The 24,118-nt window shown below is 74.6% G+C and carries 23 protein-coding genes and 1 pseudogene; 9 read left to right on the top strand and 15 right to left on the bottom strand.

What is annotated here, in order from left to right; translation table 11 throughout:
• Nucleotides 1–8 precede the first annotated feature (8 nt).
• From ACSU6Z_RS23210 to ACSU6Z_RS23220, 3 genes are read left to right on the top strand one after another with little or no spacing between them, the layout of a single operon-like run.
• Nucleotides 9–1,232 (top strand): cytochrome P450, encoded by a 1,224-nt coding sequence (locus tag ACSU6Z_RS23210; protein ID WP_437048375.1) that lies wholly within the window; start codon nucleotides 9–11, stop codon nucleotides 1,230–1,232.
• 43 nt (nucleotides 1,233–1,275) lie between these two features.
• The gene (locus tag ACSU6Z_RS23215) at nucleotides 1,276–1,470 is read left to right on the top strand and encodes a ferredoxin (RefSeq protein ID WP_437015134.1); all 195 of its coding nucleotides are present in this window, start codon (nucleotides 1,276–1,278) and stop codon (nucleotides 1,468–1,470) included.
• On the top strand, nucleotides 1,467–2,732 hold the full coding sequence (locus ACSU6Z_RS23220; protein ID WP_437048377.1) for an NAD(P)/FAD-dependent oxidoreductase: 1,266 nt from the start codon (nucleotides 1,467–1,469) through the stop codon (nucleotides 2,730–2,732). Before ACSU6Z_RS23215 ends, ACSU6Z_RS23220 begins: the two co-directional genes overlap by 4 nt.
• A gap of 250 nt (nucleotides 2,733–2,982) precedes the next feature.
• Here ACSU6Z_RS23220 and ACSU6Z_RS23225 read toward each other — a convergent pair whose 3' ends face one another.
• Together ACSU6Z_RS23225 and ACSU6Z_RS23230 are read right to left on the bottom strand one after the other, a co-directional pair.
• On the bottom strand, nucleotides 2,983–3,801 hold the full coding sequence (locus tag ACSU6Z_RS23225; RefSeq protein ID WP_437048379.1) for a rhomboid family intramembrane serine protease: 819 nt from the start codon (nucleotides 3,799–3,801) through the stop codon (nucleotides 2,983–2,985).
• Nucleotides 3,802–3,866: 65 nt separating this feature from the next.
• Complete coding sequence (locus ACSU6Z_RS23230) at nucleotides 3,867–5,285, bottom strand: FAD-dependent oxidoreductase (protein WP_437048381.1); 1,419 nt, start codon at nucleotides 5,283–5,285, stop codon at nucleotides 3,867–3,869.
• A gap of 170 nt (nucleotides 5,286–5,455) precedes the next feature.
• Between ACSU6Z_RS23230 and hemG the strand changes: the two genes are divergently transcribed.
• A complete protein-coding gene (gene hemG, locus ACSU6Z_RS23235; RefSeq protein WP_437048383.1) occupies nucleotides 5,456–6,922 on the top strand; it encodes a protoporphyrinogen oxidase in 1,467 nt (488 codons plus the stop codon).
• Nucleotides 6,923–6,926: 4 nt separating this feature from the next.
• On the top strand, nucleotides 6,927–7,658 hold the full coding sequence (gene hemQ / locus ACSU6Z_RS23240; RefSeq protein WP_437048385.1) for a hydrogen peroxide-dependent heme synthase: 732 nt from the start codon (nucleotides 6,927–6,929) through the stop codon (nucleotides 7,656–7,658).
• On the opposite strand, the pseudogene ACSU6Z_RS23245 reads toward hemQ, so the two are convergent.
• The 13 genes and pseudogenes from ACSU6Z_RS23245 to zapE form a co-directional block, all read right to left on the bottom strand.
• Nucleotides 7,659–7,871 (bottom strand): annotated as a pseudogene (locus tag ACSU6Z_RS23245) (alpha/beta hydrolase); the annotation flags it as partial.
• Between the two features lie 30 nt (nucleotides 7,872–7,901).
• Nucleotides 7,902–8,690, bottom strand: a complete 789-nt coding sequence (locus tag ACSU6Z_RS23250) for a TIGR04222 domain-containing membrane protein (protein WP_437050445.1) — start codon at nucleotides 8,688–8,690, stop codon at nucleotides 7,902–7,904.
• 94 nt (nucleotides 8,691–8,784) lie between these two features.
• The gene (locus ACSU6Z_RS23255; protein ID WP_437048386.1) at nucleotides 8,785–10,119 is read right to left on the bottom strand and encodes a DUF692 domain-containing protein; all 1,335 of its coding nucleotides are present in this window, start codon (nucleotides 10,117–10,119) and stop codon (nucleotides 8,785–8,787) included.
• Between the two features lie 156 nt (nucleotides 10,120–10,275).
• Nucleotides 10,276–10,986, bottom strand: a complete 711-nt coding sequence (locus tag ACSU6Z_RS23260) for an aminoacyl-tRNA hydrolase (RefSeq protein ID WP_437048387.1) — start codon at nucleotides 10,984–10,986, stop codon at nucleotides 10,276–10,278.
• Between the two features lie 67 nt (nucleotides 10,987–11,053).
• On the bottom strand, nucleotides 11,054–11,236 hold the full coding sequence (locus tag ACSU6Z_RS23265) for a hypothetical protein (RefSeq protein WP_437048389.1): 183 nt from the start codon (nucleotides 11,234–11,236) through the stop codon (nucleotides 11,054–11,056).
• Nucleotides 11,237–11,254: 18 nt separating this feature from the next.
• Nucleotides 11,255–12,160 (bottom strand): polysaccharide deacetylase family protein, encoded by a 906-nt coding sequence (locus ACSU6Z_RS23270; RefSeq protein ID WP_437048390.1) that lies wholly within the window; start codon nucleotides 12,158–12,160, stop codon nucleotides 11,255–11,257.
• Between the two features lie 106 nt (nucleotides 12,161–12,266).
• Complete coding sequence (locus tag ACSU6Z_RS23275) at nucleotides 12,267–13,790, bottom strand: FAD-dependent oxidoreductase (RefSeq protein ID WP_437048392.1); 1,524 nt, start codon at nucleotides 13,788–13,790, stop codon at nucleotides 12,267–12,269.
• A 91-nt stretch (nucleotides 13,791–13,881) separates the two neighbouring features.
• Nucleotides 13,882–15,282 carry an alkaline phosphatase PhoX gene (locus ACSU6Z_RS23280; protein WP_437048393.1) on the bottom strand — a complete coding sequence of 467 codons (1,401 nt, stop codon included), beginning with the start codon at nucleotides 15,280–15,282 and terminating at the stop codon, nucleotides 13,882–13,884.
• A 101-nt stretch (nucleotides 15,283–15,383) separates the two neighbouring features.
• Complete coding sequence (locus ACSU6Z_RS23285; protein ID WP_437048395.1) at nucleotides 15,384–16,187, bottom strand: slipin family protein; 804 nt, start codon at nucleotides 16,185–16,187, stop codon at nucleotides 15,384–15,386.
• A gap of 139 nt (nucleotides 16,188–16,326) precedes the next feature.
• Nucleotides 16,327–17,841, bottom strand: a complete 1,515-nt coding sequence (locus tag ACSU6Z_RS23290; RefSeq protein WP_437048397.1) for a SulP family inorganic anion transporter — start codon at nucleotides 17,839–17,841, stop codon at nucleotides 16,327–16,329.
• Nucleotides 17,842–17,858: 17 nt separating this feature from the next.
• Nucleotides 17,859–18,440, bottom strand: a complete 582-nt coding sequence (locus ACSU6Z_RS23295; RefSeq protein WP_437048399.1) for a carbonic anhydrase — start codon at nucleotides 18,438–18,440, stop codon at nucleotides 17,859–17,861.
• 79 nt (nucleotides 18,441–18,519) lie between these two features.
• A complete protein-coding gene (locus ACSU6Z_RS23300; protein ID WP_437048400.1) occupies nucleotides 18,520–18,921 on the bottom strand; it encodes a hypothetical protein in 402 nt (133 codons plus the stop codon).
• A 222-nt stretch (nucleotides 18,922–19,143) separates the two neighbouring features.
• Nucleotides 19,144–20,262 carry a cell division protein ZapE gene (gene zapE, locus ACSU6Z_RS23305; RefSeq protein WP_437048402.1) on the bottom strand — a complete coding sequence of 373 codons (1,119 nt, stop codon included), beginning with the start codon at nucleotides 20,260–20,262 and terminating at the stop codon, nucleotides 19,144–19,146.
• 99 nt (nucleotides 20,263–20,361) lie between these two features.
• Here zapE and ACSU6Z_RS23310 point away from each other — a divergent pair, with 99 nt between their 5' ends.
• From ACSU6Z_RS23310 to msrB, 4 genes are all read left to right on the top strand, one after another.
• Nucleotides 20,362–21,168: a pyrimidine reductase family protein gene (locus tag ACSU6Z_RS23310; RefSeq protein ID WP_437048404.1), complete on the top strand. Its 807-nt coding sequence runs from the start codon at nucleotides 20,362–20,364 to the stop codon at nucleotides 21,166–21,168.
• A 317-nt stretch (nucleotides 21,169–21,485) separates the two neighbouring features.
• Nucleotides 21,486–21,959: an indole-3-glycerol phosphate synthase gene (locus ACSU6Z_RS23315; protein ID WP_437048405.1), complete on the top strand. Its 474-nt coding sequence runs from the start codon at nucleotides 21,486–21,488 to the stop codon at nucleotides 21,957–21,959.
• A gap of 148 nt (nucleotides 21,960–22,107) precedes the next feature.
• Nucleotides 22,108–23,505, top strand: coding sequence for a UDP-N-acetylmuramate--L-alanine ligase (murC, locus tag ACSU6Z_RS23320; protein WP_437048406.1), 1,398 nt, complete (start codon nucleotides 22,108–22,110; stop codon nucleotides 23,503–23,505).
• A gap of 14 nt (nucleotides 23,506–23,519) precedes the next feature.
• Complete coding sequence (msrB, locus tag ACSU6Z_RS23325; protein WP_437048408.1) at nucleotides 23,520–23,927, top strand: peptide-methionine (R)-S-oxide reductase MsrB; 408 nt, start codon at nucleotides 23,520–23,522, stop codon at nucleotides 23,925–23,927.
• Nucleotides 23,928–24,118: the final 191 nt, after the last annotated feature.

Here is a 24,118-nt window from a genome sequence, read left to right on the forward strand (position 1 = left end):
GGAGCGGCATGTCCACCACCGCACCCTTTCCCCCGCTGCCCACCAAGCCGCCGTCCGGCTGCCCCTTCGACCCGCCCGAGGGCCTGACGCGGCTGCGCCTGGAGGAACCGCTGTCCAAGGTCACGCTGGACGACGGCAGCTGGGCCTGGCTCGCCACGCGCTACACGGACGTCCGGGCGATCCTCGGCGACCGGCGCTTCAGCTCCGACACCTCCACCCCGGGCTACCCGGTCAGCGGCATGACCGGCGGCAGCCCCCGCCCGGACGCCGCGCGCGGCTTCATCCGCATGGACCCGCCGGAGCACACCCGGCTGCGCCGCATGGTCACCCGCGACTTCATGGTCAAGCGGGTCGAGGCGCTGCGCCCCACCCTCCAGCGGCTCACCGACGAACTGTGCGACGAGATGGAGCGCACCGACCGCTCCGAGCACCCCGTCGACCTCGTCCGGGCCCTCGCCCTGCCGCTGCCCTCGCTCGCCATCAGCCTGCTGCTCGGCGTCCCCTACGAGGACCACGACACCTTCCAGCGGCTGACCGGCACCCTGCTGTCCCGCGAGACCGGCGAGGAGGAGCGCGCCCCGGCCCGCGCCGAACTGCTCGCCTACATCGACGGCCTGGTGCGCGCCAAGGTGGCCGAGCCGGGCGACGACATCCTCAGCCGGCTCGCCACCGAGCAGTACGCCCGGGGCGAACTGACCCACGAGGACCTCGTCGCCTTCGCCGTCCTGCTGCTGGTCGCCGGCCACGAGACAACCGCCAACATGATCGGTCTGAGCGCCCTGTCCCTGATGCTCGACCCCGAGACCGCCGACCGGCTGCGCGAGGACCCCTCCCTGATCCGCGGCGCCGTCGAGGAACTGCTGCGCTTCCACAGCATCATCCGCAACGGCCCCCGCCGCGCCGCCCTGGAGGACGTCGAGATCGGCGGGCAGCTCATCCGCAAGGGCGAGGGCGTCATCGTCGCCGTGCCCTCCGCCAACCGTGACGAGACCGTCTTCCCCGACGCCGACCGGCTGGACATCGGCCGCCCCAACGCCCAGCACCACGTGGCCTTCGGCTACGGCATCCACCAGTGCCTCGGCCAGGCCCTGGCCCGCGCCGAGCTCCAGGTCGTCATCGCCACACTGCTGCGCCGCTTCCCCACGATGCGGCCCGCCGTGCCGGTGGAGGAGATCCCCTTCCGCACGGACATGGTCATCTACGGCTGCCACGCCCTGCCGGTCACCTGGTGAACCCGCCCCCACCCACCCCCGCCCTCATCAAAGGAGTCCCCTCATGAACATCACCGTCGACGAGGCGAAGTGCTGCGGTGCCGGCCAGTGCGTGCTGGTGGCCCCGGAGGTCTTCGACCAGCGCGACGAGGACGGCATCGTGGTACTGCTGAACGCCACCCCGGACGCCGGTCTGCACGCCGCCGTCCGTGACGCCGCCACCATCTGCCCGGCCGCCGCCATCCAGGTCCACGAATGAGCGCCGCCCGCCCCCGCATCGCCGTCGTCGGCGCGTCGGCGGCCGGGCTCGCCGCGGCCGAGGGGCTGCGCCGCCTCGGCTGGGACGGCGCGATCACCCTCGTCGGTGACGAGCCGCACCTGCCGTACGACCGGCCGCCGCTGTCCAAGCAGGTGCTGTCCGGCGCGTGGGAGCCGGAGCGCACCGCGCTGCGGGACGCCGGACGGATCGAGGGCCTCGGCCTCGACCTGCGGCTGGGCACCCGGGCCGCCGGCTGTGACCCGGCCCGGCGGGAGGTCACCCTGGACGACGCCGAGCGCACCGTCCTGACCTGCGCGGGCGTCGTCGTCGCCACCGGGGTGCGCGCCCGCACCCTGCCCGGCACCGAGGGCGTCGAGGGCGTGCACGTGCTGCGCACCCTGGAGGACGCGCTCGCCCTGCGGCGGCGGCTCGCCGAGCCGGGCCGGCGCCTGGCCGTCGTGGGCGGCGGCGTCCTCGGCGCCGAGGCCGCCGCCGTGGCCCGCGGACTGGGGCACCACGTCACGCTCATCGGCAGCCGGGACACGCCCATGGAACGCGTCCTGGGCCGCGAGGTCGGCGAACTGCTCGCCGAGGTCCACCGCGACCACGGCGTCATCCTGTACCCGGGCGCCACCGTCACCGCCGTCGCCACCGCTGACGGCCGGGCGACCGGGGTCGAACTGGCCGACGGCACCACCGTGGAGGCCGACGACGTCCTGCTCGCCATCGGCTCCGAACCGGCCGTCGGCTGGCTGCGCGGACCCGCGGCCGAGGCCGTCGGCCTGGACCTGTCCGACGGCCTCGGCTGCGATCAGTACTGCGCCGCCGCACCGGGCCTCTACGGCGCCGGCGACGTCGCCCGCTGGTACCACCCGGGGCTGGGGCGGCGGATCCGGGTCGAGCACCGGATGAACGCCGGCGAGCAGGGGCTGGCCGCCGCCCGCAACCTCCTCGCCGAGCTGGACGGCGAACGCTTCGGCGTGCGCCGCCCGTTCGAGCCGGTGCCGTACTTCTGGTCCGACCAGTACGACCTGAAGCTGCACGCCTACGGCCTCCTCGCCGGCGCCCGGCGCGTCCAGATGCTGCGCCTGGACAAGGAGCCGCTGCGCCTGGCCGCCCTCTACGGCGACGAGGACCGCGTCACCGGCGTCCTCGGCATCGGCCTGACGCCTCGCCAGGCCCGGGGGCTGCGGCCGCTCGCCGCCGCACCCGGCCCGTGGGAGGAGGCCACCGCGCGGCTCACGGAGACGGTCGCGGCCTGAGCCGCCGTCTCCGCCGGCCCGCGGCGCGGCCCGGCCCCGGGTGCCCCGGACGGCCGGGTGCCCGGGACCTCCGCCCCGCCGGCCGGAGCGTCCGCCGGCCCCTCCGGCCGCAGCGGCACGACAGCCAAGACGGCCGGGAGCGGCGCCTCCCGGACGCGGAGCGCCGGCTCCCGGTCCCGAGCGGCCCGTGGCGAAGCACCCGGACGGCCGGTCGCCGCCGCGGCCGGCCGTGGCCTCGTGCGGCCGGCTCCTACCAGGCCCGCCGCGCCCGCCGCCCGAAGAGGACGCCGCGCGGTTCCGGCGGCGGGGGCGTGCCGGGCTTGAGCGGCCAGGCGAGGAGCAGGCCGGCCACGAAACCGACCACGTGCGCCACGTAGGCGACCGTGCCGGCGTCGGAGACACCCTGCCCGGCGGAGTAGAACGCCTGGAGGACGAACCACAGGCCCAGCACGATCCAGGCCGGCAGCCGCAGCGGCAGGAAGATCAGGAAGGGGACGAGGACCCACACCCGCGCCCTCGGGTACAGCACCAGGTACGCGCCGAGGACACCGGCGATCGCCCCGGAGGCGCCGATCAGCGGGTCGCCGGAGCCGGAGTTCACCAGGGCGAAGCCGTACGCGGCCGCATACCCGCAGACCAGGTAGAACAACAGGAACCGCAGGTGCCCCATCCGCTCCTCAACGTTGTTGCCGAAGATCCACAGGAAGAGCGTGTTGCCCAGCAGGTGCAGCCAGCTGCCGTGCAGGAACATCGCCGTCAGGACGCTCAGCTCGGGGGACTTGTCGTAGCCGGGCGGGGCGATCACGCAGCCCGGCCCCTGCGGGCCCACCCCGACGTCACCGGTGGGCACCAGCCGCGGCATCCGGTGGTGGATCAGCTCCTGCGGCACCGCCGCCCACTGGTCCAGGTACGCCTGGAGGTGGCACAGCTGGGCCAGACTGCCGTCGCCGGTCACCGAACCGGCCATGCCGGGCATCGTCAGGAACACCACGAAGTTCGCGGCGATCAGCGCGTACGTCACCCAGGGCGTGCCGCGCACCGGGTTCACGTCATGAACGGGAATGACCACGAGGGACATGTGCCCGCCGGGCGGCGGGCGAATCGGTGAACTCCCGGCCGGAGATCGCCCCGGTCTCACACCCCGGCCTCCCGCACCTTCGCCGCCGCCTTGCGGGCCGCCACCAGCACCGGGTCCCACACGGGGGAGAAGGGCGGCGCGTACCCCAGGTCCAGGGCCGTCATCTGCTCCACCGTCATGCCCGCCGTGAGGGCCACCGCCGCTATGTCGACCCGTTTGCCCGCGCCCTCCCGGCCGACGATCTGGACACCGAGGAGGCGGCCGGTGCGGTGTTCGGCGAGCATCTTCACCGTCATGGGGGAGGCGCCCGGGTAGTAGCCGGCGCGGCTGGTCGACTCGATGGTGGCCGTCACGAACCGCAACCCCGCCCGCCGCGCGTCCTTCTCGCGCAGCCCCGTGCGGGCGATCTCCAGGTCGCAGACCTTGCTGACGGCGGTGCCGACCACACCGGGGAAGGTGGCGTAGCCGCCGCCGACGTTGGTGCCGATGACCTGGCCGTGCTTGTTGGCGTGGGTGCCGAGCGCGATGTGCCGCTCCTGGCCGAAGACCAGGTCGAGGACCTCGACGCAGTCGCCGCCGGCCCAGACGTTCTCGTACCCGCGCACCCGCATCGCCCGGTCCGTGAGCAGCCCGCCGTGCGCGCCGAGCGGCAGCCCCGCCGCCGCGGCCAGCGAGGTCTCCGGACGCACGCCGATGCCGAGCACCACCACGTCGGCCGGGAACTCGGCGTCCCGCGTGACCACCGCCCGCACCCGGCCGTCGTCCCCCGTGAGCACCCCGGTGACCTCGGCGTCGTTCACCATGGTGATGCCCATGCCCTCCATGGCGTCGTGCACCAGGCGGCCCATGTCCGGGTCCAGGGTCGCCATCGGCTCCCTGCCGCGGTTGACGACCGCCACCTCGTAACCGCGCTTGACGAGCGCCTCCGCCATCTCCACGCCGATGTAGCCGGCGCCGACGACCACCGCGCGCCGGCCGCGCGTGCGGGCCAGCGTGTCCAGGAGCGCCTGGCCGTCCTCGAGGTTCTGCACGCCGTGCACTCCGGGCGCGTCGACGCCCGGCAGGTCCGGGCGGACCGGGCGCGCGCCGGTCGCGATCACGAGGTGGTCGTACGGCGTCCAGGACTCGGCCCCGGAATCGAGGTCGCGCGCGCGTACCCGCCCGCCTTCCACGTCGATCCCGGTGACCTCGGTGCGCAGCCGCAGGTCGATGTCGCGCGCGCGGTGCTCCTCGGGCGTGCGGGCGATCAGCCGGTCCCGCCCGGGGACGTCACCGCCCACCCAGTAGGGGATGCCGCACGCCGAGTACGAGGTGAAGCGGCCGCGTTCGAACGCCACGATCTCCAGCTCGCCGGGGCCCTTCATGCGGCGTGCCTGCGACGCCGCGGACATGCCCGCCGCGTCGCCGCCGATCACGACCAGCCGCCGCCGCGCGCCCCGCGCGCCACTCGTCCTCATGTGCGTGCTCATACCCATGCGGACACGCTACGGGGACGGAACGCGCCCGGTCCTCCCCCGGCCCTGTCCGTCCCCTCGGCGCCGGAGGCGGCCGAAACCGTCGGCGCGGAACGGTCCCGAGGAGGCCACGGCCGGGCACGGGCCGGGGGCCGGACCGCGCCGCCGGTGCCGTTTGAGAGGCTGGGGGCATGCGTGAAGAGCAGACCCGTGCGGGTGCGGGGCATGTCGTCGTCATCGGGGCCGGCATCGCGGGGCTGGCCGCCGCCCACCGGTTGCTGGAGCGCGGGGCGCGGGTGACCGTGCTGGAGGCGTCCGGCCGGGTCGGCGGCAAGCTGCTGCCCGGTGAGATCGCCGGAGTGCGGGTCGACCTCGGCGCCGAGTCGATGCTGGCCCGCCGCCCCGAGGCCGTGGACCTGGCCCGTGCGGCGGGCCTCGCCGACCGCCTCCAGCCGCCGGCCACCGCGACCGCCGCCCTGTGGACCCGGGGTGCGCTGCGCCCCATGCCCAAGGGTCACGTCATGGGCGTCCCCGGCACCGCGTCCGCCCTGTCCGGCGTGGTGTCCGAGGAGGGGCTCGCCCGGATCGAGCGCGACGCGGACCTGCCCCGCACCGAGGTCGGCGACGACGTGGCGGTGGGGGAGTACGTGGCGGCGCGGCTGGGCCGCGAGGTCGTCGACCGGCTGGTCGAACCGCTGCTCGGCGGCGTGTACGCGGGCGACGCCTACCGCATCTCGATGCGCTCGGCCGTCCCGCAGCTCTTCGAGGCCGCCCGCACGCACACCTCCCTCACCGAGGCGGTGCGCGCCGTCCAGGGCAGGACGGCCGCCGCCCCGCAAAGCGGCGGGCCGGTCTTCATGGGCATCGCGGGCGGCATCGGCACGCTGCCGGCCGCGGTCGCCGCGTCGGTGCGGTCCCGCGGCGGCGAGATCGTCACGGGAGCCCCGGTGACGGAGTTGCGCCGCACCGCGCCCGCCGGGTGGCGGGTCGTCGCAGGCGGGCGGGGGCTGGACGCCGACGCGGTCGTCGTCGCCGTCCCGGCGCCCGCCGCCGCCGGCCTGCTCAAGGCCGAGGCGCCCGCCGCGGCGGCCGAGCTCGCCGCCGTCGAGTACGCCTCCATGGCCCTGGTCACCCTCGCCTACCGCCGCTCCGAGGCCGCCGCGCTGCCCGAGGGCAGCGGCTTCCTCGTGCCCCCGGTCGACGGGCGGACCATCAAGGCGTCCACGTTCGCCTCCCGCAAGTGGGGCTGGATCGCCGAGGAGGACCCGGACCTGGTGGTGTTGCGCACCTCCGTCGGCCGGTACGGCGAGACGGAGATCCTCGGACGGGACGACGACGCCCTCGTGGCCGTCTCCCGGCACGACCTGAAGGAGGCGACCGGCCTGGACGCCACGCCGGTCGCCACCCGCGTCACCCGCTGGACCGACGGCCTGCCGCAGTACCCCGTCGGCCACCACGCGCGCGTGGCCCGCGTCCGCGAGTACGTCGGCAGGGTGCCGGGGCTGGCCGTGTGCGGGGCGGCGTACGACGGCGTCGGCATCCCGGCGTCCATCGCCAGCGCGTACGCGGCCGTGGACCAGATCCACGGTGACCTGCGCGCCGTGCGGGAGCTCACCGCCCACCCGGTGCAGAGCCTGCACGGCGGAGCGGGAGAATAGGGCCATGAGTGACGACGCCTCCACCCCCGCCCCCGCGCGGACCCCGAACAAGGGCAAGCTGGCCAAGGACCTCAACGAGGTCATCCGCTACACCCTCTGGTCCGTCTTCAAGCTGAAGGACGTGCTCCCCGAGGACCGTGCCGGATACGCCGACGAGGTCCAGGAGCTGTTCGACCAGCTCGCCGCCAAGGACGTGACGGTCCGCGGCACCTACGACATCTCCGGCCTGCGCGCCGACGCCGACCTGATGATCTGGTGGCACGCCGAGACCAGTGACCAGCTCCAGGAGGCGTACAACCTCTTCCGCCGCACCAGGCTGGGCCGCGCGCTCACCCCGGTGTGGTCGAACATGGCGCTGCACCGCCCCGCCGAGTTCAACCGCTCGCACATCCCGGCGTTCCTCGCCGACGAGACGCCGCGCGACTACGTCAGCGTCTACCCGTTCGTGCGCTCCTACGACTGGTACCTCCTGCCGGAGGAGGACCGCCGCCGGATGCTCGCCGACCACGGCAAGATGGCCCGCGGCTACCCGGACGTGCGCGCGAACACGGTCGCCTCCTTCTCCCTCGGCGACTACGAGTGGATCCTCGCCTTCGAGGCCGACGAGCTGTACCGCATCGTCGACCTCATGCGCCACCTGCGCGCTTCCGAGGCCCGCCTGCACGTCCGCGAGGAGGTCCCCTTCTTCACGGGCCGCCGCAAGGACATCGCCGAGCTGGTGGCCGGGCTCGCCTGATCAGGACGCGGGCCGGGGCGCCGCGGTCCGCCCGGGCCGGTCCCCCACCGGCTCCGGTGCCGGACGCGGGGCGCGGGACGCGTCCCGCGCCGGGAGCCGGCCCCACAGGAGGTACGCCTCCAGGTGACCGTTGACGCAGGCGTTCGCGCCGTCCGCGACGCCGTGCGTGCCGGCGCCCCGCTCGGTCACCAGCGCCGAGCCCGCCCGCCGCCGGGTGCCCCGGCTCCCCGCCGACGTGCCGCCTCAGCCGCCGCGGCGCTCGGCGTGCCGCTCCCGGTGGGCGAAGGCCGCGCGCAGGTCCGGTTCGCCGGTCGCGTGGACGCCGTGCACGGCCACGGAGGTGAGGAACACTCGCTCACCGTCCGCGCCGTCCGCCTGCCGGACGAGCGCGTCGAGCAGCCGCTGCCCGGCGGGGGACGCCCGGCGCGTGTACGGATGGACCTCCATGCGCGCCATGGCGAGGCAGCCCAGGGCCAGGGCGAGCGGCAGCGTGAACCACAGGGCGACCAGGTGCCGCGGCACGTCCGAGGGGACGGGCAGGGACACGGCGGTCACCCCCAGCGCGCACACGGCGACGGCGGCCAGGCGCACCTGCCGGACGGCGGCCGCCACGCCGCCGCGGCCGCCTTCCGGCACGGCCAGTCCCGTGCCGACGAGCCGCTCGGCGAGCCCGCTCACCGCGTCGGCCGCCGCGGCGGCCGACCGCACGGGCGCGATCCGGGACTGCCCGCCGGGCCCGATGGCCCCGACGACGGACCGCTCCATCTCGTCCCGCCCGCGCGGGTCGACGACGGTGACCCAGCCGGTGCGGGCCAGCAGCAGCCGGCGCCGGCGCACCATGGAGACGAGCGTCAGGTCGACGACGCGCCCGGGTCCGCCGGACAGGAACGCCGCCTCGTACAGGGTCAGTTCGCGCCCTACGGGCGCGTCCGCCGTGTCCGCGGTCGCCGTGCGCGCCGCGGTCAGACACAGCCGTGTGCATGCCGTGCCGGCGAGGGCCCAGGCGGGCAGCAGGAGGAGGACCCAGAACATGCCGCGTTTGTACGTCAGGGGCGTCGGCCGCACCATGCCTTTTCAGCATCCGGACGGAGCGTTGCCGGTATGTCACGTTCCGCTTCGCTCCCGGTCAGTGCCGCGACAGCACCCGGCGCGTGGCCCGCGCCAGCCGTACGGCCGGCCGGCGTGACCGCGGTGCCGGTCCCGACCGCTCCAGCCACCACTTCCGCAACTCCCGCCGCGCCCGCGGGTCCTCCGGCAGACCGTCGGCCAGCAGCAGTGCGGCGAAGTCGAGCGCGTCCCGCCGGTACCCGCCGGTCAACGGGCGTCCGTGGGCGTAGGCGAGGAAGAGCGTCCGGTAGCCGTCCCCGAGGATCACCGGCAGTTCGGGCGCGACCTTGGCCACGATGCCCGCCCGCTTCGCGGCCAGCGCCCGCGCCTGCACCCGCAGCCGCGCCCGGTCGAACCCCTCGGGCGCGGGTATCCCGGCGACCAGCGCGGACAGCAGCGCGGCCTGCGCCAGGCCGAGCCGCTCCCGGGCGGATTCGGTCCCGGGGGCGTCCGCGGGGGCCTGCGCCCTTCCGCAGGGGCCGGCCGGCCCGGCGTCCGCGCCTTCGGCGCGCGCCCCGGCCGCGTTCCGCCGCCCCGCGCGCAGCGCCGCCCGGATCGCGTCCAGCTCCCCCTCCAGCTCGGCCGGTTCGGGGAAGTTCTCGTCCCGCTCCAGCAGCACGCCCGGCGGCGCGACCCGGGAGGCGAGGCCGGTCAGGATGTCGAGGACCGGCCGCGGGACGGGGTGGGCGTGGCTGTCGTGCCAGACGCCGTCGCGTTCGTAGCCGCCCGCGACGTGCACGTAGGCGATGGCCTCCAGGGGGAGTCCGGCGAGCGCCTCGGCCGGGTCCTCGTCGCGGTTGACGTGGTTGGTGTGCAGGTTCGCCACGTCGATCAGCAGCCGCACCCCGGTGCGGTCGGTCAGCTCGTACAGGAACTGCCCCTCGGTCATCTCCTCGTCCGGCCAGGAGAACAGGGCTGCGATGTTCTCCACGGCGAGCGGCACGGGCAGCGCGTCCTGCGCGATGCGGACGTTCTCGCACAGCACGTCGAGCGCGTCCCGGGTGCGCGGCACCGGCAGCAGGTGTCCCGCCTCCAGGTGCGCGGACGCGGTCAGCGGCCCGCCCGCGCGGACGAACGCGATGTGCTCGGTCACCAGCGGCGAGCCCAGCGCCCCGGCCCGCTCGGCCAGCGCGGCCAGCCGGTCCGGGTCGGGCCGTCCGGCACCGCCCAGGCCCAGGGAGACGCCGTGCGGCACGACGGTGACACCGCGCTCGCGCAGGCGCCGCAGGGAGGCGGGGAGGTGGTCGGGGCATATGTTCTCGGCCACGACCTCGACCCAGTCGACGCCCGGCATGCGCTCCACGGCGTCCGCGATCTCCGGCCGCCACCCGATGCCCGTCCCCAGTCGCTCCATCGTCCCCCTCCTCCGCACGCCGGGGAGCCGTCCCGGCGGTGAGGGGGGTATGGCCCCGCGCCGCGCGCGCCAACCCCGGCACGGGCACGTTCAGAGGAACATTTGAGGTTCGGGCAGAAGGGGCGGGCGGGTCCCGGGCGTCCCGGGGCGCCGGCCCTACCGCAGCGCCGGGTGGTCCGCGACCACCGTGCAGGAGCCGGGGGCGATCTCGGTGAAACCGGCGTCGCGGACCACGGGCAGGCCGCTCGCGGTCAGGCGCCGCCAGTCGGCGGGGTCCGCGGTGCGCACGGCCAGCGGGAAGCCGGCGTCGCGCCAGGCGGCGCGCTCCTCGCCGTCCAGTTCCCACCAGGCGAGCTGGGCGGCGTGGCCCGTCTGCGCCATCGTCTTGCCGGCCGACATCCGCAGGTCCGGGTTGGTCCACAGCACGGGCGCGGACGGGTCGGCGTCCACCGGCGGCTCCGGGTCGTCGAGGTCGGTGCCGGAGACCTGGAGGCGGGCCAGGTCCTTGGGCCAGCCGTCCAGCGGCACGGGCGGGAAGACCCGCACCTCGGCCGCCTTCCCGGTCACCGTGATGCCGGGCAGCGCCTCGGCGCGCCGCCACTCGGCGCCGCGTGCCCGCCGCACCACCTTGCGGATGCGGGCGTCCTGCCAGTCCCGCACCGCCCGCGCCCACTCCCCGTCGCCCAGCGACCGCTCGTCGGCGAGCAGGGCCAGCACCGCGCGGGCCGAGGTCTCCAGCGCGTCCGTCCGCGGCGGCGGTGCCGCCCGCTCGATCCGGACCACCAGCGGCAGCACGTACTCGCGTGCGCCGGCCTCGGGGCGGGGGGAGCTGTCGTTCACGGGCGTCGGGTCCTGGTCCTGGCTCACGCCTCCCAGTGTGCCAGCCGGAAGATCGGTGCCGGAGGCGGCCGGGGGTCCGCCCGCCCGCTGCCCGTCACCCCGAGCAGGCCGTGCGCTGGGCCTCCTGCCACTCGCAGCGCGGGCAGAGGGTGATCCCCTTGTACGACTCGGGGTACTCCGTCGGCTCCCGGCACAGCACGCATTCCGCGTACGGCGGTCCGTCGGCCCCGGGCGGCCGGGCCGCGTCGATCAGGCAGTAGTCGTCGCCGTCGCTCATGCCTCCAGGGTAGGCCGGTCACCGGCGTCCGGCGGCGGCCCCGATCAGCTGGGAGACCTTCACGAAGCGGTAGCCCTGCCGGCGCAGCTCGGGGACGACGGCGCGCACCGCCCGCTCGGTCACCGGGGCGGCGCTGCGCGTGCAGTGCAGGACGACCACCGAACCGGGCCGTACGCCGTCCAGGACCTGCCGGGCCACCGCGTCCGCGTCGGTGGCGAACGCGTCGCCGCTCACCACGTCCCACTGCACCGCCGTCACACCGGTCGCGGCGATCGCCCGCAGCGCCCGCCGGTCGTAGCAGCCGCCGGGGAAGCGGAAGTACGGCTTCGCGTCGGGTACGCCCGCCGTGCGGAAGGCCGTGTACGCCCGTTCCACATCCGCCCGCATCCGGTCCGCGGGCAGGGCCGGCAGGCCGTAGCAGTCGCCGGTGAAGGCGTGGTGGCTGTAGGAGTGGTTGGCGACCTCGAAGAGAGGGTCCCGTCCGATGGAGCGGGCCTGGTCCGGGTACTCCTCCGCCCACCGCCCGGTCATGAAGACCGTGGCGGGCACCTTCAGCTCCCGCAGCGCGGCGATCAGCCGCGGATTGTCGAACCGTTCGCCCGCCGCCGCCCGCGGCCCCTGGTCGGCGGTCATGTCGGCGTCGAAGGTCAGGGCCACGGTCCTGTCCGGGGTGCGGGGGCCGTTCTCGAAGACGGGGGCCAGGCCGGCCGGGCCGGGGGCGAGCGTGACCGGCCCGGCCGGGGCGGACGGGGGGCGGGCGGAGGGCGCGGCGGACGCGGAAGCCCCGGAGGGCCCGGAGGACGCGGAGGGGACGGGGCGGGGCTTTCCGGGTGCCTGGGGCTGGGGTGCCTGGGTGGTGCCGCAGGCGGCGAGAGCGCCGCCCAGGGCGCAGACGGCGGTCACACGGCGCAGTAGAGCGATCACTGCATGAACGTATGACCCTTTGTTCCGAATGTACGAATATGCGCGCGCGGGCGGGAGCGAGTCTCACCCGCCCGGACGGGCGGGCGTGGCGGGACGGGCGGACGCCTCAGATGTCCCGTCGTTCCAGCGGCCGGGTCGCCGGGCCCTGGATCACCTTGCCGTCCGTGTCGAAGCGGGAGCCGTGGCAGGGGCACTCCCAGGCGCGCTCGGCGGCGTTGAAGCCGACCAGGCACCCCAGGTGGGTGCAGCGCGGGGAGACGGCGTGCAGGGCGCCGGCCTCGTCCCGGTAGACCGCGAGCCGGTCGCCGCCCGCCCGGACCACGGCGCCCTCCCCGGGCGGCAGCGAGTCCAGCGGCGGCGCGGGCCGCAGCCGATCGCCGACGAAGTGGCCGGCGACCTCGGCCTGCGTCTTCAGGAACTGCGGCGCCTGCCGCACGGCCGTGCGCACCCGGCGCGGGTCGTACAGCTCGCTCCAGGCGCACTCCTCGCCGGTGAGCTGCCGGGCGAGCAGCCGCCCGGCCATCAGGCCGCCGCTCATGCCCCAGCCCGCGAAGCCGGTGGCCACGTAGGTGTGCCGGGCGCCTGGGTGCAGCGGGCCCACCATGGGGACGGTGTCGGTGGGATCGTTGTCCTGGGTGGCCCAGGCGTGGGTGAGCTCCACGCCGGGGAAGTGCTCGCGGGCCCAGGCGGACAGGCGTCCGAAGCGCTCCCGGGTGTCGCCCGTGCCGGGGGTGAAGTGCTCCCCGGTGATCACCAGCAGCCGCCGGCCGCCGTCGTCGCCGTACGGGGCCGTGCGGACCGACCGCGTGTTCTCGTCCGGCGTGATGTACATGCCGTCGGGGTCCCGGTCGGCCTCGACCGTCCCGGCGACGACCAGCTCGCGGCGCGGGGAGAGGCGGGTGAACAGCAGCGCCCGGTCGAAGATCGGGTAGTGCGTGGCGACGACGACGTCCCGGGCGGTCACCGTCGCGCCCGTGCCGGTCGACACGCGGCACGGCTCGCCCTCGTCCAGGCCGTGCACGGTGGTGTGCTCGAAGATGCGCCCGCCGCGCCCGACCAGGTCCTCGGCGAGGGCCAGCAGGTACTTGCGGGGGTGGAACTGGGCCTGGCCGGTGACCCGGACCGCGCCCGCGACCGGGTAGGGCAGCCCGGTCTCCGTCACGAACGAGGCAGGCAGCCCCGCCTCCTTCGCGGCGGCGGCCTCGGCCCGCACCTCCTCCACGCGACCCGCGTCACGGACGTACGTGTACGCGCTCCGGGTCTCCCAGTCGCAGTCGATGCCCAGCTCCTCCACGATCTCGGCGGCGCGTTCGATCGCCTCCGTCTGCGAGCGGGCGTACAGCCGGGCGCCCTCGGGGCCGCGGGTGCGGCGCAGCTTGCCGTAGACCAGCGAGTGCAGGGCGGTGACCTTGGCGGTGGTGTGCCCGGTGACACCGGCCGCGATCCGCCCGGCCTCCAGCACCGCCACGCTGCGCCCGGCCCGTGTCAGCTCCCAGGCGGTGCACAGCCCGGCGATGCCGCCGCCGATCACGGCGACGTCGACGTCGAGGTCGTCCTCCAGTGCGGGGTGGGGGGCGCCTGGAGCGGTCTGGAGCCAGTACGAGTCGCTGACGTGCGGATTCTGCGTCATGTGACTCCGGGTACCCCGGCGAGGCCACTTCAGTGACCGGACACCGCGGGGACCGCGGCGCCCGGCCGGGTGGTCCTTCGACGGCCCGCGGCTACCGGCGCCAGGGCCCGGTCACCGCGAAGGTCGTGCCGGGGGTGTAGCAGTTGACGTACATGGTGCGGCCGTCGGGGGAGAAGGTGACGCCGGCGAACTCGCCCCACTCCGGTTCCCGGGGCGTGCCGATGTTCTGGCGGCCCCGGGCCATCGCGTAGACCTCGCCGCGCCGGGTCACGCCGAAGACGTGCTGGGCGCCGCTGCCGTCCTCGCAGACCATCAGGCCGCCGGCGGCGAGGCAGATGTTGTCCGGCGACTCCCCGGGCAGCCGCACGTCCGTGTCCGGGCCGAAGACGACCACCAGGGTCAGCCGGTGCCGCTGCGGGTCGTACCGCCAGACCTGTCCGTGGTGGTCGGCGGCCGAGCCCTCGGCGCTGCGGGCGAAGGACGACACGAAGTACACCGACCGCCCGCCCCAGTAGCAGCCCTCCAGCTTCTGCGCGTGCGTGATGCCCTTCGGCCCGAAGTCCTGGAGGCGGACGGGGGTTTCGCGGGCCTGGGGGTCCGGTACGTCGACCCACTCGACACCGTCGAAGGACATCCCCGTCTCCTGGACGGCGGACAGGTCGGGCACGCCGGGCACGCGCATCGCCTGGAGCCGGCCGCCCGCCCGCAGCGAGCCGGGACCGCCGAGCGGCTTGACGGGCAGGAACCGGTAGAAGAGGCCGAACGGCCTCTGGAACGCGTCCTCCGTCTCGTACACCACGCCCCGCCGCGGGTCGACGGCTGTCGCCTCGTGCTGGAAGCGGCCCATCGCGGTCAGCGGCACCGCCCCGGAGCGGTGCGGGTCGACCGGGTCGACCTCGAAGACGAACCCGTGGTCCTCGGCGTACCCGGCGATCCCGGCCTTGTCCTCGGTCTCCTCACAGGTCAGCCAGGTGCCCCAGGGGGTGGGGCCGCCCGCGCAGTTGACGGCCGTACCGGCTATCGCGACCCGTTCGGACAGGACGTCGCCCCGGGGGCCCAGCGTCAGGGCCGTGCAGCCGCCCTTGCCGGCCGGGTCGTAGGTCAGGCCCTCGACCGTGGGGACACCCAGGCGGGCGGTGGCGCGGTTCTCGTGGTTGCGGACCAGGTGGACGCGGCCCGCTCTGCCCGGGAAGGCCGACATGCCGTCGTGGTTCGAGGGGACGAGCCCCTCGCCGGAGCGGAGCGGGTCGCCCTCGCGGGACAGGACCCGGTAGCGGAACCCCTCGGGGAGGTCGAGCAGGCCGTCCGGGTCCTCGACGAGCGGTCCGTAACCGCCGTGGCCGAGGTTCCGCGCGGCGGCGGTGTCCGCGAAGAGCTCGGAGAGGTTTCCGGCGAAGGCGATCGAGACGCCCAGCGCGCCGGCGCGGGCGAGTATCCGGCGCCGGGAGGGGGAGCCGTCGGCGGTCGTGGTGCCGGTCGTGGTCTCGGGCATGGGGAAACCTTCCTGCTGGCGGACAGGAACAGCGATCCCGCCGTGTCTATCACCCCGGTACGCGCCCCGGGAACCGCACGGATACCACCGGTCGCTTTCCGTCACGTTCCGGTGGGCCGCTCCGCGGCGCGGCCGGACGGGATCTGCTGCTGGGCCCTCTCCAGGAAGCGCAGCAGTTCGACCGGGAAGGGCAGGACGAGGGTGGAGTTCTTCTCCGCGGCGACCGCGACGACGGTCTGCAACAGGCGCAGTTGCAGCGCGGAGGGGGTGTCGGCCATCTGCTGCGCGGCCTCGGCGAGCTTCCTGGACGCCTGGAGCTCGGCGTCGGCGTTGATGACCCGGGCCCGCCGCTCGCGGTCGGCCTCGGCCTGCCGGGCCATCGACCGCTTCATCGTGTCGGGCAGGGACACGTCCTTGATCTCCACCCGGTCGATCTGCACGCCCCAGCCGACGGCCGGACTGTCGATCATCAGCTCCAGGCCCTGGTTGAGCTTCTCCCGGTCCGACAGCAGGTCGTCCAGCTCGCTCTTGCCGATGATCGACCGCAGGGAGGTCTGCGCCATCTGGGAGACGGCGAACCGGTAGTCCTCGACGTTGACGACGGCCGCCGCCGCGTCCACGACCTTGAAGTACACCACGGCGTCCACCCGCACCGTGACGTTGTCCCGGGTGATGCCCTCCTGTGCGGGCACCGGCATCGTCACGATCTGCATGTTGACCTTGCGCATCCGGTCGACGCCCGGCACGACCAGGTTGAACCCGGGCCGGCGCACGTCGCCGTGGAGCCGGCCGAGCCGGAAGACCACCCCGCGTTCGTACTGCTTGACGACCCGCGCCGCCGCGGACAGGTACACCACACCGGCCGAACCGGTCGCCGCGGCCGCCGTCAGCAGCTCCTGGAGCATGACGACCTCCCTGCTCAGGGATCCCTTTCGTCTGCTCCTGTCACGATATGCCGAGTGCCCGGTCCGGGGCCACGCCTCCGGACCGGGCACTCGGGACGCGGCTCGCCGCGGCCACCGCAGCGGACCGCAGCGGCGCGGGTTACCCGGCCGCGGCCCCGGCCTTGGCGGCCGGCGCGGCCTCGCCCCGGACGGCGGGCTCCGTGACCTTCACCGGCTCCGTACCCGTGGCGCTGTGCTGCTTGGCCCAGTTCTCCAGCGCCGTACCGCAGGCGTGGTCCAGGTGGTGCAGCCCCGACAGGTCCAGTTCGACCGGCCGGTCCTGGGGCAGGGACTCCAGGCTGTCGAGGATCTTCGGCAGCCGCAGGAAGGTCGCGTTGCCCGACAGGTACACCTGGATGGGGCCGGCGCCCTTGTCGATGACCTCCAGCCGGACGTGCGAGGCGTCCCAGGCGGTCTTGATCACGGACAGGGCCAGGCCGATCAGCACGCCCTCGAACATGTTCACCGCGACGATCGACACGGCGGTGACCACCAGGATCAGTGCCTCGCCCCGGTGCGAGCGCCACAGCGGGACCAGGTTCCGGAACGGGATCAGCTTCCAGCCCGCGTGGACCAGGATGCCCGCCAGCGCGGGCAGCGGGATCAGGGCCAGCGCGGCCGGCAGCAGCGCCGCGAACAGCAGCAGCCACACGCCGTGCAGGACCCGGGACGCCTTGGTCCGCGCGCCCGCCGCGACGTTGGCGGAGCTGCGCACGATGACCGCGGTCATCGGCAGCGCGCCGAGCACACCGCACAACGCGTTGCCCGCGCCCTGCGCCATGAGCTCCTTGTCGTACTGGGTGCGCGGCCCGTCGTGCAGCCGGTCCACCGCGGCGGCGCTGAACAGGCTCTCCGCCGACGCGATCAGAGTGAAGGCGAGGATCGTGCCGATCAGGCCGATGTTCGCCAGTCCGGCGAAGTCGTCCGCGCCGGGCGGCTGGATGGAGTCGAACAGGCCCTGCACCTCGACGGTCGCGACCGGCAGGTTGAAGGCGAGCGTGGCCAGCGTCGCCAGCACGACCGCGGCGAGCGCGCCCGGCACGGTCTGCGCACCCTTCGGCAGCCGCTTCCACAGCACCATCACCGCGACGGTGCCCGCGCCCACCGCCAGCGAGGCGAGCGCCTCGGTGCTGCCGACGGCGTCGGCGGCGGCTCCCGGCAGACCCAGGATCTTGTCGACGCCGGAGGCGGGTGCCTCCAGCCCCGCCGCCGCATACAGCTGGCCGGCGATGATGACCAGACCGATACCGGCCAGCATGCCTTCGACGACGGATATGGATATCGCCCGGAACCAGCGCCCCACCTTCAGGGCGCCCATGACGAGCTGGAGCAGTCCGGCGGCCAGCACGATCACGCCGAGCGCGGGCAGCCCGTAGGTGTCGACCGCCTCGAAGACGAGCACGGTCAGGCCGGCGGCCGGCCCGGACACCTGCAGGCTGCTGCCCGGCAGCAGGCCGGTGACGATCCCGCCGACGATGCCGGTGACCAGGCCCAGTTCGGCCGGGACGCCGGAGGCGACGGCGACGCCCACGCACAGCGGCAGGGCGACCAGGAAGACGACGAGGGAGGCGGCGAAGTCCTGCCGCAGGTGGGGAAATTTCGACATCGCGGTCATCGCGCTCTTCCCCCCGCTCACAGGGCCTCGAACGCACCGGTGTCCGCGCGGTGTTCGCGCACGGTCCCGGTGTGGACCTCGTAGTACCAGCCGTGCAGGCTCAGGTCGCCCTCCGCCAGGCGCCGTTCGACGCAGGGGTAGGCCCGCAGGCGTTCCAGCTGGGCCAGGACGTGGTTCTGCACGGCCTCGGCGACCGTCGGGTCGGACGGGTCGGAGCACTTGGGCTCCTCCGCCGCGTGCGCGAGCCACGCGCGCACGGCGGGTACGGCGGTCAGGTCGTCGCCGCGCACCACCGCGCCCACGGCGCCGCAGTGCGAGTGGCCGCAGACGACGATGTGCCGCACGCCGAGCACCTGCACGGCGTACTCGACGGTGGCCGCCTCGCCGGCCGGACGGTCGGCGGCGTAGGCCGGGACGACGTTGCCCGCGGTGCGCAGCTCGAAGAGCTGGCCGGGGCGGGCGCCCGTGATCAGGGCGGGGACGACCCGCGAGTCGGAGCAGGTGATGAACAGGACCTCCGGCCACTGGCCTTCGGCGAGGGGGGCGAACTCCTCAGGGCGCTGTCCGAACGTGCGGGCGTGGTCGATGAGGGGCTGCATGTGTGGTGATTCCTCCTGGCGCGCGTGGGGACGCGTCGGATGGGACAGGACAGGACAGACAGGGGAACTGCTCTGCCGCTCAGCAGCGGAAGACCTGGAGCGCCGCCGGGGAGTGGTCGTCCGGCGGTCTCGGTGCGCGGGGACGGGCCGCGCCGGGCGCGGTCTGCGCGTGGGCGGCCTCCGTGGACGGCCCGCACAGCGGGCGTTCGGGGCCCTCGGCCGCCGGGACGGACGCGGTGCGGTGCCGGTCGCGGACGCGCAGCGGGCCGGGCAGGGCGCCGGGGCGGCCGGTCTCCTGGCAGGTGGCGGTTTCGTCGCGCGGCGCCATACCGGAAGGAACGTTTCCGGGCTGGATGCCGGCCGCGGCATGACGTGCCGTGTGCGCGGATGCGAACGGCGCGGTGAGCGCGAGGAACGGAAGGACGAACAGCAGGGCGGTGAGGACCGACACCGCGGCCCGGGCCGTCTTGCCTCCGGACATGCGTCCCCCCTCCCGCCGACTCGTAGTTCTAGCGCGCACCAATACTTGGTCAACGCTTGGTCAAGAAACACGTTAACCCTACAGAGCCGTTTGCAGGGTTAACTCGATGTTTCGGATGCGGAGAGAGCCCGAAAAGAGCGGGTGGTGTGGCCAGAACCGGCTCTTGAAAACCGGGATTTGACGGTGTAACGGGGCGTGATCGGCTCTCGCCGTGACGGAGGGTCAGTCCTCGTCGACGAGGCGCGCCGCGTCCCGGGCCAGCGCGGTGAGACGGGAGATCGCCCGGAAGTACTTCTTGCGGTAGCCGCCCCGCAGCATCTCCTCGCTGAACAGCCGGTCGAAGGGCAGACCCGAGGCGAGGACGGGCACCTCGCGGTCGTAGAGCCGGTCCGCGAGGACGACGAGGCGCAGCGCGGTGGACTGGTCCGGCACCGGGCGGACGCCGGTGAGGCAGACGGCCGTGATGCCGTCGGTCAGGGCGCCGTAGCGGCTCGGGTGGACCCGGGCGAGGTGGTCCAGCAGTCGCGGGAAGTCGTCGAGGGAGGCGCCGGCGGTGGCGTGGGCGGCGCGGGTGACCTGCTCGTCGGAGTGCGGGGCGGGCGCCTCGGGCAGACCGCGGTGGCGGTAGTCCTCGCCGTCGATGCGCAGGGTGCGGAAGCGGGCGGACAGGCCCTGGATCTCGCGCAGGAAGTCGGCCGCCGCGAACCGGCCCTCGCCGAGCTTGCCCGGCAGCGTGTTGGAGGTGGCGGCGAGCGCGACGCCCGCGTCCACCAGCTTGCCGAGCAGGGTCGACACCAGGACGGTGTCGCCGGGGTCGTCCAGTTCGAACTCGTCGATGCACAGCAGCCGGTGCCCGGACAGGGTCTGCACGGTCTGCTGGAAGCCGAGCGCGCCGACCAGGTTGGTCAGCTCCACGAACGTGCCGAACGCCTTGCGGGAGGGTTCGGCGTCGGTGGCGTGCCACAGGGAGGCCAGCAGGTGGGTCTTGCCGACGCCGTAACCGCCGTCGAGGTAGACACCGCGGGGGCCGGCCGGGGTCTTGGGCGCCCTGGGCTTCCCGAAGCCGAGGAAGCCGCGCCTGCCGCCGCCTGCGCCCGCCGCGCCCAGTCCGGCCGCGAAGTCCTCCAGGACGCGGACGGCCTCGGCCTGGCTGGGCTGGTTCGGGTCCGGGACGTACGTGCCGAAGCGGACCGAGTCGAAACGGGGTGGCGGCACCATCTCGGCCACCAGCCGGTCCGCGGGGACGTGCGGCTCACGGGCGCACAGGGACAGCGGGGCGGAGCCGGCCGTCGGGGCGGACCCGGCGGCGGCGGAACCGGAGGCGGCGGAGGAGGACGACACGGTTCCCCATGCTAGGCCTTCCGAGCGGGGGACGCCGGGCCGGGGTGGGCCGGTCACGGGGCGGGGATGGGATCCGGGCGCCGTGGAACACTGCACGACATGCGACGCCTGTTCCCCGTGACCCACGAGACAGCAGACCCGGATTTCGGCCCCGCCCCCGGGGCGGACACGGCCGACCGCGAGTGGAGCCTCGCCGAGCTGGCCGCCGCCTACGCCTATCCGGAGCCGGGCGCGGGCGGGCCGGGGGTGTGGCTGCGGGCCAACATGGTCTCCACGCTCGACGGCGCCGCCCAGCACGAGGGCCGCTCCCAGCCCATCTCCGGCGCGGCCGACATGCGGATCTTCGGCACCCTGCGGGCGCTGGCGGACGTCGTGGTCGTCGGCGCGCAGACGGTACGGCAGGAGGGGTACCGCCCGGCACGCGCGCGGGCCGAGTTCGCCGAGCTGCGCCGGGCGGCCGGGCAGGGGCCGGCCCCTGCGGTCGCCGTGGTCAGCGCCGGTCTGGAGCTGGACTTCTCGCTGCCGCTGTTCACCTCACCGCTGGTGCCCACGCTGATCCTGACGGGCGCGGCGGCGCCCCCGGAGCGGATCGCCGCCGCGCAGGAGGCGGGCGCCCGGGTGGTGATCGCCGGGGACGGTGCCGGGGTGGAGCCGGCCCGTGCCGTCCGGGCCCTGGCCGACCTCGGCCACACCCGGTTGCTGACCGAGGGCGGCCCGCGGCTGCTGGGCCAGTTGATCGCGGCCGGTGTCCTGGACGAGCTGTGCCTGACCGTCTCCCCGACGCTCACCGCGGGCGACGCGCAGCGCGTCGCCGAGGGGCCGTCGGTGAAGGTGCCGCGGCGCTTCGAGCTGGTGTCCCTGCTGGAGGAGGAAGGTTTCCTCTTCAGCCGGTACCGGCAGGTCTGAGGCGGGAAACCGGCGAGGACGGGGCACAGGGCTGCCGGGGCGCGGCTCGACCGGACCGCCGCGGTCCTGTCCGTGCCGCCACCGCGTCGCCCGTGCCGCCGCTCCCCCTCGGTCCACTCACGTACCCCGAGCGCACGTTCGATCCGTACCGCCACCGGTCGGGTAATCGGCGGAATCTTCCGTTCCGTTTAGCCTCCGGCGGGCACACTGACTCCGGCAGTATCCGTGTGCGGTCACGGGGCAGGATGGTTTCCGCAGGGCCCCGCCAGGGCCCCGCGGGCGGGCCCGCGGGCCCTCGAGGGAAAAAGGGGCGTCTGGTGTTCACAAGCGTTTTGATGATCGAGAAGGCACTGACGTCCGCCGACGTGGAGTTCGTCACCACCTTGCACGGGGACGAGCCGGTCTCCTTCCACGTGCTGCTCCAACCGCGCGGCGAGCAGGCCGACCGTCTGCTGCGCGCCATCGACGACATCGCGCTCGGCGAGCTCGACGAGGCCGTCCGCGAGGGCGAGACCCCCGAGGGGGAGGAGGCGCTGTCCATGGGGCAGCGCGCCCTGGAGGTGTCCTTGACCGCCCTGCGCGCCGCCGGCGGCGAGGCGGAGGGGCGCCTGATCGAGGACCGTCCGCTGGACGAGCTGAAGTCCCTGGTCGAGGAGGTCGGCGCCGACGAGGTGATCGTCCTGACCGATCCGCACTACGTGGAGGAGTTCTTCCACCGGGACTGGGCCTCACGGGCCCGGCACAGGGTCGGGGTGCCGGTGCTGAAGCTGTTCTCCCACAGCAAGGCATAGGCTTGGGCCGCGTTCCCGCGCCGGGAGCGCGCGCCGTCGCAGCCGCGCGGCGCCGGCCGTCACCTCGTACCACCGCGCGTACGGGGTGGCGTACCGCATGGCGCACCACTTGTCGTATCACTCGTCGCACCACTGGGGAGAAACGCGCATGGCACCCGGCCTTCCTACCGCCATGGACCGACCGCACTTCATCGGCATCGGCGGCGCCGGGATGTCGGGCATCGCGAAGATCCTCGCGCAGCGCGGCGCCCGGGTGGCCGGCAGCGACGCGAAGGACTCCGCGACCGCCGGGGCCCTGCGCGCGCTGGGCGCGACCGTGCACATCGGGCACGCGGCGGAGCACCTCGCCGACGACGCGAGCTGCGTGGTCGTCTCCTCGGCGATCCGGCCGGACAACCCCGAGCTGGTGCGCGCCGCCGAACTGGGCGTCCCCGTCGTGCACCGCTCCGACGCGCTGGCCGCGCTGATGGCGGGCCTGCGCCCGATCGCGGTGGCCGGCACGCACGGCAAGACCACCACCACCTCCATGCTGGCGGTGGCCCTGTCCGAGCTGGGCCTGAACCCCTCGTACGCCATCGGCGGCGACCTGGACGGCCCCGGCTCCAACGCGATGCACGGCGAGGGCGAGATCTTCGTCGCCGAGGCGGACGAGAGCGACCGCAGCTTCCACAAGTACGCCCCCGAGGTCGCCGTCGTCCTGAACGTCGAGCTCGACCACCACGCCAACTACGCGTCGATGGACGAGATCCACGAGTCCTTCGAGACGTTCGCCGGGAGGATCGTCCCCGGCGGCACGCTGGTGATCTCCTCGGACCAGGAGGGCGCGCGTGAGCTGACGCGGCGGCTGGCCGGCTCGGGGAACGCCGTGCGGACGGTGACGTACGGCGAGGCGGAGGACGCCGACGTGCGGATCCTGTCCGTGGTGCCGCAGGGGATGAGGAGCGAGGTGACGGTGGTGCTGGACGGCGCCGAGCTCACCTTCGCCGTCTCCGTCCCCGGCCGTCACTACGCGTACAACGCGGTGGCCGCCCTCGCGGCGGGCGCGGCCCTCGGCGTCCCGGCCGCGCAGCTGGCTCCCGCGCTGGCCGCGTACACGGGCGTCAAGCGGCGCCTGCAGCTCAAGGGCGAGGCGGCCGGCGTCCAGGTGATCGACTCCTACGCCCACCACCCGACGGAGATGACGGCGGACCTGGAGGCGATGCGCGGCGCCGCCGGGGACGCCCGCATCCTGGTCGTCTTCCAGCCGCACCTGTTCTCCCGCACCCAGGAGCTCGGCACGGAGATGGGCCGGGCGCTCGCCCTGGCGGACGCCTCGGTCGTCCTCGACATCTACCCGGCCCGCGAGGACCCGATCCCCGGCGTCACCAGCGACCTGATCATCGAGGCGGCCCGGTCGGCGGGCGCGGACGTCACGCCGCTGCACGACGGGGCGGAGGTCCCCGAGACGATCGCGGGAATGGCCAAGCCCGGTGATCTCGTTCTCACCATGGGCGCGGGCGACGTCACGGACCTCGGCCCGCGCATCCTGGACCGTCTGTCGAAGTGAGGGGCTGAGGGATCGTGCCGTACGACGTGGAGAAGCCGGACGAGCAGTGGCGCGCGGAGCTGTCCCCGGCCGAGTACGCCGTCCTGCGCCGGGCGGCCACGGAGCCCGCCTTCACCGGTGAGTACAACGACACCATGACGAAGGGCGTCTACTCCTGCCGGGCCTGCGGCGCGGAGCTGTTCACCTCGGACACGAAGTTCGCCTCCCACTGCGGGTGGCCGTCCTTCTACGACCCGAAGGACTCCGACGCGGTGGAGCTGGTCGAGGACCGGTCCCACGGGATGGTGCGGACCGAGGTGCGGTGCGCGCGGTGCGGATCGCACCTCGGGCACGTCTTCGAGGGGGAGGGGTATCCGACCCCGACCGACCAGCGGTACTGCATCAACAGCATCGCGCTGCGGCTGGAGCCGGACGAGGGCTGACCCCCGACCGGGACCGACGGCGGGACCGGGAGCGGTCCGGGACGGACGCGTCCGCAGCGGGCCTCCGCGGGACGGACGTACTCAAGCGGACGTATCCGAGGCGCGGAAGAGCCGGAACGCGGCCGTCCCGCGCGGCGCAGCGGAATACTGGTGCCTCCTCACCACACGGCGACCAGGGGAGCGGATCGGTG

It is taken from the genome of Streptomyces sp. enrichment culture (assembly GCF_964273145.1).
Lineage (GTDB): Bacteria > Actinomycetota > Actinomycetes > Streptomycetales > Streptomycetaceae > Streptomyces.

What these genes read in the sequence shown, in the direction of transcription:
- ACSU6Z_RS23310 (WP_437048404.1), top strand. Translation starts at nt 20,362, where the DNA reads ATGCGACGCCTGTTCCCCGTGACCCACGAGACAGCAGACCCGGATTTC.
- ACSU6Z_RS23250 (WP_437050445.1), bottom strand. Translation starts at nt 8,690, where the DNA reads ATGTTCTGGGTCCTCCTCCTGCTGCCCGCCTGGGCCCTCGCCGGCACG.
- ACSU6Z_RS23230 (WP_437048381.1), bottom strand. Translation starts at nt 5,285, where the DNA reads ATGGGTATGAGCACGCACATGAGGACGAGTGGCGCGCGGGGCGCGCGG.
- ACSU6Z_RS23280 (WP_437048393.1), bottom strand. Translation starts at nt 15,282, where the DNA reads ATGCCCGAGACCACGACCGGCACCACGACCGCCGACGGCTCCCCCTCC.
- ACSU6Z_RS23210 (WP_437048375.1), top strand. Translation starts at nt 9, where the DNA reads ATGTCCACCACCGCACCCTTTCCCCCGCTGCCCACCAAGCCGCCGTCC.
- hemG (WP_437048383.1), top strand. Translation starts at nt 5,456, where the DNA reads ATGCGTGAAGAGCAGACCCGTGCGGGTGCGGGGCATGTCGTCGTCATC.
- ACSU6Z_RS23300 (WP_437048400.1), bottom strand. Translation starts at nt 18,921, where the DNA reads ATGTCCGGAGGCAAGACGGCCCGGGCCGCGGTGTCGGTCCTCACCGCC.
- ACSU6Z_RS23275 (WP_437048392.1), bottom strand. Translation starts at nt 13,790, where the DNA reads ATGACGCAGAATCCGCACGTCAGCGACTCGTACTGGCTCCAGACCGCT.
- ACSU6Z_RS23295 (WP_437048399.1), bottom strand. Translation starts at nt 18,440, where the DNA reads ATGCAGCCCCTCATCGACCACGCCCGCACGTTCGGACAGCGCCCTGAG.
- ACSU6Z_RS23220 (WP_437048377.1), top strand. Translation starts at nt 1,467, where the DNA reads ATGAGCGCCGCCCGCCCCCGCATCGCCGTCGTCGGCGCGTCGGCGGCC.
- ACSU6Z_RS23265 (WP_437048389.1), bottom strand. Translation starts at nt 11,236, where the DNA reads ATGAGCGACGGCGACGACTACTGCCTGATCGACGCGGCCCGGCCGCCC.
- hemQ (WP_437048385.1), top strand. Translation starts at nt 6,927, where the DNA reads ATGAGTGACGACGCCTCCACCCCCGCCCCCGCGCGGACCCCGAACAAG.
- ACSU6Z_RS23215 (WP_437015134.1), top strand. Translation starts at nt 1,276, where the DNA reads ATGAACATCACCGTCGACGAGGCGAAGTGCTGCGGTGCCGGCCAGTGC.
- murC (WP_437048406.1), top strand. Translation starts at nt 22,108, where the DNA reads ATGGCACCCGGCCTTCCTACCGCCATGGACCGACCGCACTTCATCGGC.
- ACSU6Z_RS23255 (WP_437048386.1), bottom strand. Translation starts at nt 10,119, where the DNA reads ATGGAGCGACTGGGGACGGGCATCGGGTGGCGGCCGGAGATCGCGGAC.
- ACSU6Z_RS23290 (WP_437048397.1), bottom strand. Translation starts at nt 17,841, where the DNA reads ATGACCGCGATGTCGAAATTTCCCCACCTGCGGCAGGACTTCGCCGCC.
- ACSU6Z_RS23285 (WP_437048395.1), bottom strand. Translation starts at nt 16,187, where the DNA reads ATGCTCCAGGAGCTGCTGACGGCGGCCGCGGCGACCGGTTCGGCCGGT.